This window comes from Pseudomonas sp. TUM22785, assembly GCF_028198105.1.
Classification (GTDB): domain Bacteria; phylum Pseudomonadota; class Gammaproteobacteria; order Pseudomonadales; family Pseudomonadaceae; genus Metapseudomonas; species Metapseudomonas solani.
The window spans coordinates 6,176,608-6,188,492 of the sequence record NZ_CP116239.1; the positions used below are offsets into that span (position 1 = coordinate 6,176,608).

Below are 11,885 nucleotides of genomic sequence, written 5' to 3' on the forward strand. Positions count from 1 at the left end.
GGCCGCATAATGCGGCCCTTCTGCATTTCACGCGAAGGATCGCCATGTCCCTGAAGTCCCGCATCCTCGCCATCGGCCCGGCCTTTGGCGAAGCCTTCATCTGCCTCGGCCTGGCCCTGCGCTCCAGCCTGCGCCCCGGCATCCTGCTGCGCTCCTCCGGGCTCTGCCTGCTGACGCTGGTGTTCTGGAGCTGGGTCTTCTACGCCCACGCCGAAATCATCCTCAAGGCCGCCGGACTGCTGTCGTTCTTCGTCGTCTCCGGCGCCGCCATGTTCGGTCTGATTCCCAGCCTCACTGGCGGCCCGGCCACCGTCAGCGGCATGGCCGGTATCGCCCCGGCAGTGGGGCTGATGCTGGTGTATTCCGCCCTCCTGGCACTGGCCATGGTCGGCGTGCTGTTCGTCGCGGCCATCGTCATCAGCATCCGCCTGGCCCTGCGCTGGGTGTTGATGGGCAGCCTGCGCGAGCGCGCCCTCAAGCCCTATCCGGGCCTGGCCTCGCGCAGCCCGGCGGCCAGCGACCTGCTGCGCGCCGGGCGCTACCACCTGGGGCCCTGGCTGGGCATCGGCCTGGGCCCACTGTTGTGCCTGGCGATACCGTTGATAAACGGCGTGCTGCTGATCATCCTGCTGGGCTACCTCAACGTGCGCTTCCTGGTGCCCGCCGCCCTGTCTGGTCTGGCCAGCGGCGCCGAGCAGATGCAAGCGGTGCGCCGCCAGCGTGGCGCCATGATCGCCTTCGGCCTGCTGATCCTGCTGCTGGCGCTGGTGCCGGTGCTCAACCTGCTGCTGCCCGCCCTACTCGGCGGCGGCGCCTGCCACCTCGCCTATCGCGGCCTGGACCGCCCGGAACGCCCGGCTGGCGTGGCATCAGAGCCTCAAGTAAGCTTGCCCGCCCCATGAAGGCATCCCAAAAACGACCTGCGTTGCCATCGCACAGGTTTTTCAAGGTGCCCATAAGGGCCACATTTTCACGTCGCATCGAGGTTCCGCCATGCCCTGGTTACAAGTCCGTCTCGCCATCACCCCGGATCAGGCGGAAACCTATGAAGATGCACTGCTGGAAGTCGGTGCCGTCTCCGTGACCTTCATGGACGCCGAAGACCAGCCGATCTTCGAGCCCGACCTCGGCACCACCCCGCTGTGGTCCCACACCCATCTGCTGGCGCTGTTCGAAGCCGACACCGACGAAACCAACCTGGTCGCCCACCTGGAACTGCTCACCGGCGGCGCGCTGCCCGAGCACCAGATCGAACGTATCGAGGACCAGGACTGGGAACGCAGCTGGATGGACAACTTCCAGCCCATGCGCTTCGGCCGCCGCCTGTGGATCGTGCCCAGCTGGCACCAAGCCCCGGAGCCGGACGCGGTGAACCTGCTGCTGGACCCGGGCCTGGCCTTCGGCACCGGCACCCACCCGACCACCGCCCTGTGCCTGGAATGGCTGGACGGCCAGGAGCTGAACGGCTGCGAGCTGATCGACTTCGGCTGCGGCTCGGGCATCCTCGCCATCGCCGGCCTGCTGCTCGGCGCGCGCCAGGCGGTGGGCACCGACATCGACCCGCAAGCCCTGGAAGCCTCCCGCGACAACGCCTCGCGCAATGGCATCGACCCGGCCCTGTTCCCCGTCTACCTGCCCGCCGACATGCCGCAGCAGCAGGCGGACGTGGTGGTGGCCAACATCCTCGCCGGCCCGCTGGTGTCCCTGGCACCGCAGATCACTGCACTGGTCAAGGCCGGCGGCCGCCTGGCGCTGTCCGGCATCCTCGCCGAGCAGGCCGAGGAAGTCCGCGCAGCCTATGCCGACGCCTTCGTGCTCGACCCCACCGCCGACAAGGACGGCTGGGTGCGCATCAGCGGTGTACGTCGCTGAGCCACGCCCCATGAGCAGACCCGCGCCAGCGTGCTACCGAGTTGGTAGACTGGCGCCTTGTTTCACACGGACCGCCGCATGACCGAAAGCTTCGTCACCCAGTGCCCCCATTGCCAGACCAGCTTCCGCGTAAGCCGCGCGCAGTTGGGCGCTGCCCAAGGCGCCGTGCGCTGTGGGGCCTGCCTGCACGTGTTCAACGCAGCCAAGCAGTTGCTGGGAGCCATGTCGGCCGGCGAGCCGAAGCCCTCCACGCCCGCGCCCCAGGCGCCGCGCCCTGCCGCGCCGGCAGCACCGAAACCCGCGACCCCGGTCGCGCCAGTGGCCCCGGCACCCAGCGTCGCCACCCTGCTCAAGTCGCCCCTGGCCTCGGCGCCCGTGCCCCCACCCGCGCCGGCGCAGCCCGCCGTGCCGCCGGGCAAGACGGCCGACAAGAACACCCTGTGGATCCACGACGACCTGGACCTCGACAGCCTCGACCTGGACGAGGAACTGGCCAAGCTGGAACAGGAAGAACTCAAGCTCTCCCAGGAATTCCTCGCCCTGCAGGCCGCGCCCAAACCGGGCGAGCAGTCATACGGCCAGCACGTGGAATCCACCGACAAGCATGACGAGCGCTGGGCCGAGGCCCTGTTGCGCGAGGACGCGCCGCGCGCCGCGCCCAGCGCACCGCGCCCGACACCGCCCGCCGTGGCCGAGCGCCCCGCCACCATCGAGCCCCCTGCGCCGCAGCGCAAGGAACCGGCGCTGTCCCTCAACGACGACCTGGACGATGACCCGGCCCCGGCCTTCGGCCCCGCCGCCGATCGCGATGACGAGCCGACGGACGAGCCCGCGCGCGCTCGAATCGGCGCGTCGGACGAAGAAGAAGAAGACGAGATCGACGAGCCCCCGGTCGCCCCGGCACGTACGCCACCGCGCAACGAACCGGGCCTGCGTGGCGGCAACCTGCTGGATATCGACGACGAGCCGCTGCAACTCGACTGGCAACAGCCGAAGAAACCCTGGGGCCGCTGGATCGGCTGGGGGGCGCTGAACCTGCTGGGCGCCATCGCCCTGGCCGGGCAATACGTCTGGTACCACTTCGACGAGCTGGCACGCACCGACCAGTACCGCCCCTGGTTCGAACAGCTGTGCCCGGAACTCGGCTGCCAGCTGCCGTCCAAGGTCGAGATCGCCCTGATCAAGAGCAGCAACCTGGTGGTGCGCAGCCACCCGGACTTCACCGGCGCACTGGTGGTGGACGCCATCCTCTACAACCGCGCGTCCTTCTCCCAGCCCTTCCCGCTGCTGGAGCTGCGCTTCGCCGACATCAACGGCCAGCTTCTGGCCAGTCGTCGGTTCAAGCCGGGCGAATACCTCGCCGGCGAGCTTGCCGGGCAGTCGGAAATGCCGCCGCAGACGCCCATCCACATCTCCCTGGATATCCTCGACCCAGGCACCAAGGCTGTGAACTACAGTCTCAGCTTCCACTCCCCCGAGTAGCGCCAGCGGCGGCTTTTCGCCGCTGGAGGGCCTCGCCAGAACCTTCGGCGATAAGCTCATCACTGTTCAGAATTTGTTCAAAACAACCTTTATCCGGTCATCGAGAGCGGGTATCATGCCCACCCTTTTTCGAAGACCAAGATCCGGCCCCACAGGCAGGGAAGACCCATGTCGGCGGTACGCATCGGCCCATACGCACTACCCAATCAAGTGATACTCGCCCCCATGGCGGGAGTGACCGATCGTCCGTTTCGTCTGCTTTGCCGTCGCCTCGGCGCCGGCTTGGTAGTCTCCGAAATGGTCACCAGCGACGTGCGCCTGTGGAACAGCCGCAAGTCGAAACTGCGCCTGCTCCATGAGGGCGACCCCGAGCCGCGCTCGGTGCAGATCGCCGGGGGCGATCCGCAGATGCTGGCCGAGGCCGCCGTCGCCAATGTGGCGCTCGGCGCGCAGATCATCGACATCAACATGGGTTGCCCGGCGAAGAAGGTCTGCAACAAGGCCGCCGGCTCCGCGCTGATGAAGGACGAGGCCCTGGTGGCTGCGATCCTCGAAGCGGTGGTCGGCGCCGTGGACGTGCCGGTGACCCTGAAGATTCGCACCGGCTGGGACCGGGACAACAAGAACGGCATCGCCGTGGCAAGGATCGCCGAACAGTCGGGAATACAGGCGCTGGCCGTGCATGGCCGCACCCGTGCCGACCTGTACACCGGTGAAGCCGAGTACGACACCATCGCTGCGATCAAGCAGTCGGTGTCGATCCCGGTCTTCGCCAATGGCGACATCACCTCGCCACAGAAGGCCAGAGAGGTCCTCGACGCCACCGGCGCCGATGCCCTGCTGATCGGTCGAGCGGCCCAGGGGCGACCCTGGATATTCCGCGAGATCGCGCACTACCTGGAAACCGGCGAACTCCTGCCGGCCCCGGGCTTGAAGGAAATTGAACAGATCCTGCTGGAGCACCTGGCCGCATTGCACGCCTTCTACGGCGACCTGATGGGCGTACGCATCGCCCGCAAGCATGTCGGCTGGTATCTCGCAACCCTGCCGGGCGCCAGGGAGTTTCGCGCCCAGTTCAATCGTTTGGAGTCCACGGACGCGCAGTGCGCCAACGTTCGAGAGTTTTTCATCGAACGTCACAACGACGGAGAACAGGCCGCATGACGACGATGACCGAGAATTTTTTTGATGGGGCAACACCCGTGAGCGACAACGCCAACCTTAAACAGCACCTGACCACACCGACCGCGGAAGGCCAGACCTTGCGCGGCAGTGTCGAGAAGGCCTTGCACAATTACTTCGCCCATCTCGAGGGCGCCGCGGTCACGGACGTCTACAACCTGGTGCTCTCCGAAGTCGAGGCACCGCTGCTGGAGTCCGTGATGAACTACGTCAAGGGCAACCAGACCAAGGCTTCCGAGATGCTCGGCCTGAACCGCGGCACCTTGCGCAAGAAGCTCAAGCAGTACGACCTCCTGTAAAAGCAGCTGGAAGCTGAAGGCCTGAAGCCGGAATGCACGTGGCTTCGGGCGTCTGACTTCAAGCTCTCAGCTTCAAGCTTCCGGCTCCTCCACTGACATCCCCCTGCACGATGGCCTTCAGATGACCGACCAGACCACCCGCCTCCCCGTTCGCCGCGCACTGATCAGCGTCTCCGACAAGACCGGCATCCTCGAATTCGCCCGCGAACTCGTCGCCCTCAACGTCGAGATCCTCTCCACCGGCGGCACCTACAAGCTGCTGCGGGACAACGGCATCGCCGCGGTGGAAGTCGCCGACTACACCGGCTTCCCGGAAATGATGGACGGCCGGGTGAAGACCCTGCACCCGAAGATCCACGGCGGCATCCTCGGCCGTCGCGCGCTCGACGGCGCGGTCATGGAGCAGCACGGGATCAAGCCGATCGATCTGGTCGCGGTCAACCTGTACCCCTTCGAAGCCACCGTCGCCAAGCCTGATTGCGACCTGGCCGACGCCATCGAGAACATCGACATCGGCGGCCCGACCATGGTCCGCAGCGCCGCCAAGAACCACAAGGACGTCGCCATCGTGGTCAACGCCGGCGACTACGCCAGCGTCCTCGAAGGCCTCAAGGCCGGCGGCCTGACCTACGCCCAGCGCTTCGACCTGGCCCTCAAGGCCTTCGAGCACACCAGTGCCTACGACGGCATGATCGCCAACTACCTGGGCACCATCGACCAGGCCCGCGACAGCCTGTCCACCGAAGCGCGCAGCGCCTTCCCGCGTACCTTCAACAGCCAGTTCGTCAAGGCGCAGGAAATGCGCTACGGCGAGAACCCGCACCAGAGCGCGGCCTTCTACGTCGAAGCGAAGAAGGGCGAGGCGAGCATCTCCACCGCCGTGCAACTGCAGGGCAAGGAACTGTCGTTCAACAACGTGGCCGACACCGACGCCGCACTGGAATGCGTGAAGAGCTTCGTCAAGCCGGCCTGCGTCATCGTCAAGCACGCCAACCCCTGCGGCGTAGCCGTGGTACCGGACGCCGAAGGCGGCATCCGCAAGGCCTACGACCTGGCCTACGCCACCGACACCGAATCCGCCTTCGGCGGCATCATCGCCTTCAACCGCGAGCTGGATGCCGAAACCGCCAAGGCCATCGTCGAGCGCCAGTTCGTCGAAGTGATCATCGCGCCCAAGGTCTCCGCCGAAGCCCGCGCCGTGGTCGCCGCCAAAGCCAACGTGCGCCTGCTGGAATGCGGCGAGTGGCCGAAGGACCGCGCCCCGGGCTGGGACTTCAAGCGCGTCAACGGCGGTCTGCTGGTGCAGAGCCGTGACATCGGCATGATCTCCGCCGACGACCTGAAGATCGTCACCCAGCGCGCACCCACCGAGCAGGAAGTGCACGACCTGATCTTCGCCTGGAAAGTGGCCAAGTTCGTCAAGTCCAACGCCATCGTCTACGCCAAGAACCGCCAGACCGTCGGCGTCGGCGCCGGCCAGATGAGCCGCGTCAACTCCGCCCGCATCGCCGCCATCAAGGCCGAGCACGCGGGCCTGGAAGTCAAAGGCGCGGTCATGGCCTCGGACGCCTTCTTCCCCTTCCGCGACGGCATCGACAACGCCGCCAAGGCCGGCATCACCGCGGTAATCCAGCCGGGTGGTTCCATGCGTGACAACGAAGTCATCGCTGCCGCCGACGAGGCGGGTATTGCGATGGTCTTCACCGGCATGCGTCATTTCCGTCATTAACAGCGAGCTGCAAGCCGTAAGCGTCAAGCTGCAAGAAGAAGCAGGGTCGTGCCCGCTCCTACTTGTAGCTTGAAGCCTGAAGCTTGCCGCTCTCTCCGCAGGAGAGCTCCATGAACGTATTGATCATCGGCAGCGGCGGTCGTGAACACGCCCTGGCCTGGAAAGTGGCCCAGGATTCCCGCGTCGCCAAGGTCTTCGTGGCCCCGGGCAACGCCGGCACCGCCACCGAAGCCAAGTGCGAGAACGTCGCCATCGACGTACTGGCCATCGAACAACTGGCCGACTTCGCCGCCCAGAATGTGCAGCTGACCATCGTCGGCCCCGAGGCCCCCCTGGTGAAGGGCGTGGTGGACCTGTTCCGCTCCCGCGGCCTGGACATCTTCGGCCCCACCGCCGGCGCCGCGCAGCTGGAAGGCTCCAAGGCCTTCACCAAGGACTTCCTGGCGCGCCACAATATCCCCACCGCCGACTACCAGAACTTCACCGAAGTCGAGCCGGCCCTGGCCTACCTGCGCGAGAAAGGCGCACCGATCGTGGTCAAGGCCGACGGCCTGGCCGCCGGCAAGGGCGTGATCGTCGCCATGACCCTGGCCGAAGCCGAGGACGCCGTGCGCGACATGCTTTCCGGCAACGCCTTCGGCGACGCCGGTGCCCGCGTGGTGATCGAGGAGTTCCTCGACGGCGAGGAAGCCAGCTTCATCGTCATGGTCGACGGCAAGAACGTACTGCCCATGGCCACCAGCCAGGACCACAAGCGCGTTGGCGATGCCGACAGCGGCCCCAACACCGGCGGCATGGGCGCCTACTCCCCGGCACCGGTGGTCACCGCCGACGTGCACCAGCGCGTGATGGACGAGGTGATCTACCCCACCGTCCGCGGCATGGCCGAGGAAGGCAACGTCTACACCGGCTTCCTCTATGCCGGCCTGATGATCGACAAGGCGGGCAAGCCCAAGGTCATCGAGTTCAACTGCCGCTTCGGCGATCCGGAAACCCAGCCCATCATGGTGCGCCTGGAAAGCTCCCTGGTCCTGCTGGTGGAAGCCGCCCTGGCCAAGGCCCTGGACAAGGTCGAAGCCACCTGGGACCCGCGCCCCACCGTGGGCGTGGTACTGGCCGCAGGTGGCTACCCGGGCGACTACGCCAAGGGTGACGTGATCTCAGGCCTGGCCGACGCCGCCGAGCTGGACGGCAAGGTGTTCCACGCCGGCACCGCGCTGAAGGATGGCCAGGTGGTCACCGCCGGCGGCCGCGTGCTCTGCGCCACGGCCATCGGCCCGAGCGTGCACGAAGCCCAGCAGCAGGCCTATCGCCTGGCGAAGAAGATCAGCTGGAACGGCTGCTTCTACCGCACCGATATCGGTTACCGCGCCATCGCACGCGAACGCGGCGAAGGTTGAAGGTAAAAAACCGGTAAACCTGCAGAAGAGGCGGCCATATGGCCGCCTTTGTCATATTCCACCGGCCGGTGCTTGGCTATAATCCGGCCACTCACTCACGAAGGGACTTCGCCCGTGCGCCGGCTCAGGATTGCCATCGGTCTTAGCGTCAGCCTGCTGCTGACCCTGCTCTGCCTGCCATCGGCGCAAGCCAGGGATAGCGCGCACTGGAGCATGCTGCTCGATCCCACCGCCAGCCTGCAGCTCGAAGACATCCGCGCCCAGCAGTCCGCCTCGCAATTCACCCCCGTCGACCTCGAACGCCTCTACACCCCCGGTGGCAACAGCGCCCTCTGGCTGCACTACCAGTTGCCCCCCGGCGATCACGAACAGCTGCTGCGGGTCTTCGCGCCCTACCTGTCGTTCCTCGACCTCTATGTGATCCGTGGCGATGAGCTCATCGACCACACCCGCACCGGCAGCCGCCTGCCCTTCAGCGACCGCCCGCTGCCCAGCCGGGACTTCCTCCTGCCGCTGCCCATGCGCAGCGAGCCGCTGGACCTCTACCTGCGGCTCTCCTCCGAACACGCCCTGCGCCCCACCGTATCCCTGCAATCGGCCGTGAGCATGGCCGCCGACGACAGCCGCCCGCTGCTCTTCGGCGTGCTCATCGGCAGCCTGCTGATGCTGGTGGTGCACAACCTCCTGCGTTTCGGCTACGCCCGCGCCACCAGCGGCCTGTGGCTGGCCGCCACCCAGCTGTGCCTGGTGGGTACCGCCCTCAGCCTGCTGGGCATCAGCGCACCCTGGCTGCACAGCTGGCAGAGCGCGCAACCGCAGATCGCCAACCTGTCGATGCTGCTGGCCATGCTCTGCGCGCTGTTCTTCACCGCCAGCTTCTTCCGCAAGGTCTGCCCCAGCACCCCGCTCAATGGCGTGCTCGTCGGTGAGATCGTGCTCATCGGCGTCATCGGCATGCTGCTGATGATCGCCACCGACCTGATGTTCAATCAGCTGGTCTACGCCATGGCGGCGCTCACCGGCGTGAGCATCCTCTTCGTCTCGCTGCACCACTGGCGGCGCGGCTACCGCCCGGCGCGCATGTTCACCCTGGCGCTGCTGGTCTACAGCGTCGCCTTCATCAGCGCCCTGCCGGCGCTGTTCGGCTACTGGTCGGTACAGTCCGACTGGCTGGCCTTCGGCCTGCTGGCGGTGACCGCCATCAGCGGCGTGCTGATGAGCATCGCCATGAGCGAACGCCAGCGGCGCATCCTCCTCGACGACTTCAGCGTCAGCCGTGAAGCGGCGGCCAGCTCCGCCGAGCTCAAGGCCAAGGGCGAGTTCCTGGCCAAGATCAGCCACGAGATCCGCACCCCCATGAACGGCGTTCTGGGCATGACCGAGCTGCTGCTCGGCACCCCGCTGTCGGCCAAGCAACGCGACTACGTGCAGACCATCCACAGCTCCGGCAACGAGCTGCTCACCCTGATCAACGAAATCCTCGACATCTCCAAGCTGGAATCCGGGCAGATCGAGCTGGACGACGTGCAGTTCGACCTCAACGCCCTGATCGACGACTGCCTGGACATCTTCCGCGCCAAGGCCGAGCAGCAGAAGGTCGAGCTCATCAGCTTCATGCAGCCCCAGGTGCCGCGCGTCATCAGCGGCGACCCGACGCGCCTGCGCCAGGCCCTGCTGAGCCTGCTGGACAATGCCTTCAAGCAGACCGACGAAGGCGAGATCCTGCTGGTGGTGGCCCTGGACACCAGCGGCAACGAACCGCGCCTGCGCATCGCCGTGCAGGATAGCGGCCGCCCCCTGGAAGCCGCCGAACGCGACGCCCTGCTCAACGCCGAGCTGCACAGCAAGGACTTCCTCTCCGCCACCAAGCTCGGTGGCCGCCTGGGCCTGATCATCGCCCGCCAGCTGGTGCGCCTGATGGACGGCGAGTTCGGCGTACAGACCGGCGGCAACCAGGGCAGCACCCTGTGGCTGACCCTGCCCCTGGAAAGCGAACGCCTGGAACAGCCCGCCTCCGACTTCGACGGCCCCCTGCAGGGCGCGCGCCTGCTGGTGGTGGACGACAACGACACCTGCCGCAAGGTGCTGATGCAGCAGTGCAGCGCCTGGGGCCTGCAGGTCAGCGCCGTGCCCTCCGGCAAGGAGGCCCTGGCCCTGCTGCGCACCAAGGCGCACCTGCGCGAATACTTCGACGTGGTGCTGCTGGACCAGGACATGCCCGGCATGACCGGCATGCAGCTGGCCGCCAAGATCAAGGAAGACCCGAGCCTCAACCACGACATCCTGATCATCATGCTCACCGGCATCAGCAACGCGCCGAGCAAGATCATCGCCCGCAACGCCGGCATCAAGCGCATCCTCGCCAAGCCGGTGGCCGGCTACACCCTCAAGACCACCCTCGCCGACGAGCTCAACCAGCGCGCCGCCGGTGGCGCGGCGGCCCTGCCCGGCTCCCAGGTCAGCACCCCGCTCAACGTGCCCAACGACTTCCGCATCCTGGTGGCCGAGGACAACAGCATCTCCACCAAGGTCATCCGCGGCATGCTCAGCAAGCTCAACCTGCAGCCGGACACCGCCAGCAACGGCGAGGAAGCCCTCAGCGCGATGAAGAACCAGCAGTACGACCTGGTGCTGATGGACTGCGAAATGCCGGTGCTCGACGGCTTCTCCGCCACCGAGATGCTGCGCAACTGGGAAAGCGAAGAGCAGCGCCCGCGCACCCCGGTGGTGGCCCTCACCGCGCACATCCTCACCGAGCACAAGGAACGCGCCCGCCAGGCCGGCATGGACGGCCACATGGCCAAGCCCGTCGAGCTCTCCCAGCTGCGCGAGCTGATCGAGCACTGGGTCGCGGAAAAGGAAATGCGCCGCCAGCACGAACCCGACGACGCCCTGCATTCCTGATCCCCCGTAGCCCGGGCTTCAGCCCGGGAATCCCTTCGCGAATGAATTCGCTCCTACAAGAGCGGCGGCGCTGCGCACCGCTTGGCGACTGAAGTTGCCCCTACGAAGGCCTCACGCCCGCGCGCGGACATGACCGCTGTGTAGGGTGGATGACGCTCTTTTCATCCACCAAGCGGGGTCGGGCCTGGCATGCCAATGTGCCTGGCTCCGGGAGAGCGGTGGGCTGAAGCCCACCCTACGCCCACCCCGCCCACCCGGCCCTCACCGAAATCCACCCATAACCGCCTGCGCCAGCTCTACGCCCAGTTGCGCTCGCCCGCGTATGATGACGCGCCGCCAGGGCGACCCGGATCAACGGGCGCAACCCTCGGCTGCTCCTACACTCACAACACTCTCCATCACGAGCCCGTCCGATGCTCTCCATGATGTTCAGCCTGTACCTGAAGATGCTGGTGCTCTACAGCCCCTTCTTCGTCCTTTCCTGCTTCATCGGCCTGACCCGCGGCTACACGGTCAAGGAGCGCAAGCGCCTGGCCTGGAAGGTCGCCCTCGGTACCCTGGTGGCCAGCGTGCTGCTGTACCTGTTCGGCCAGAGCATCTTCAACGTCTTCGGCATCACCATCGACGCCTTCCGCATCGGCGCCGGCAGCGTGCTGTTCATCTCCGCCCTCGGCATGGCCCAGGGCAAGCCGGCGGTGCAGTCGGACAACGTGCAGCAGGACGTCACCATCGTGCCGCTGACCATTCCCCTCACCGTCGGCCCCGGCACCATCGGCGCTATGCTGGTGATGGGCGCCGGGCACCACCACTGGAACGACAAGCTCACCGCCCTGGCCGCCATCGCCCTCGCCAGCGTCACCGTCGGCGTGGTGCTCTACCTCTCCAACCGCATCGAACGCATCCTCGGCGAGCAGGGCCTGCAGATCGTCAGCCGCCTGATGGGCCTGTTCGTCTGCGCCCTCGCCGCGCAGATCATCTTCGCCGGGGTGAAGAACTACCTGGCGCCCTGAAAGCGTG

9 protein-coding genes are annotated in these 11,885 nt (G+C 66.7%); all 9 read left to right on the forward strand.

Annotation, left to right across the window (positions count from 1 at the left end; genetic code table 11):
* The first annotated feature begins 44 nt into the window (after positions 1-44).
* The 9 genes from PI990_RS28090 to PI990_RS28130 all read left to right on the forward strand — a co-directional run bounded on the left by PI990_RS28090 (position 45) and on the right by PI990_RS28130 (position 11,878).
* Entirely contained in the window at positions 45-902 is an 858-nt protein-coding gene (locus PI990_RS28090) for an EI24 domain-containing protein (protein WP_021222380.1), read from the forward strand.
* A 91-nt stretch (positions 903-993) separates the two neighbouring features.
* Entirely contained in the window at positions 994-1,872 is an 879-nt protein-coding gene (gene prmA, locus PI990_RS28095; protein WP_271659137.1) for a 50S ribosomal protein L11 methyltransferase, read from the forward strand.
* 78 nt (positions 1,873-1,950) lie between these two features.
* Positions 1,951-3,354: a DUF3426 domain-containing protein gene (locus PI990_RS28100; RefSeq protein WP_271659138.1), complete on the forward strand. Its 1,404-nt coding sequence runs from the start codon at positions 1,951-1,953 to the stop codon at positions 3,352-3,354.
* 168 nt (positions 3,355-3,522) lie between these two features.
* A complete protein-coding gene (dusB, locus tag PI990_RS28105) occupies positions 3,523-4,518 on the forward strand; it encodes a tRNA dihydrouridine synthase DusB (protein ID WP_031288887.1) in 996 nt (331 codons plus the stop codon).
* Positions 4,515-4,835, forward strand: a complete 321-nt coding sequence (gene fis, locus PI990_RS28110; RefSeq protein ID WP_031288889.1) for a DNA-binding transcriptional regulator Fis — start codon at positions 4,515-4,517, stop codon at positions 4,833-4,835. Before dusB ends, fis begins: the two co-directional genes overlap by 4 nt.
* 121 nt (positions 4,836-4,956) lie before the next feature.
* Positions 4,957-6,564, forward strand: coding sequence for a bifunctional phosphoribosylaminoimidazolecarboxamide formyltransferase/IMP cyclohydrolase (gene purH / locus PI990_RS28115; RefSeq protein WP_263404211.1), 1,608 nt, complete (start codon positions 4,957-4,959; stop codon positions 6,562-6,564).
* A 110-nt stretch (positions 6,565-6,674) separates the two neighbouring features.
* Entirely contained in the window at positions 6,675-7,964 is a 1,290-nt protein-coding gene (gene purD / locus PI990_RS28120; RefSeq protein ID WP_271659139.1) for a phosphoribosylamine--glycine ligase, read from the forward strand.
* Positions 7,965-8,078: 114 nt separating this feature from the next.
* Positions 8,079-10,868 (forward strand): hybrid sensor histidine kinase/response regulator, encoded by a 2,790-nt coding sequence (locus tag PI990_RS28125; RefSeq protein WP_271659140.1) that lies wholly within the window; start codon positions 8,079-8,081, stop codon positions 10,866-10,868.
* A gap of 413 nt (positions 10,869-11,281) precedes the next feature.
* Entirely contained in the window at positions 11,282-11,878 is a 597-nt protein-coding gene (locus PI990_RS28130; protein WP_271659141.1) for a MarC family protein, read from the forward strand.
* The last annotated feature ends 7 nt before the right edge of the window (positions 11,879-11,885 follow it).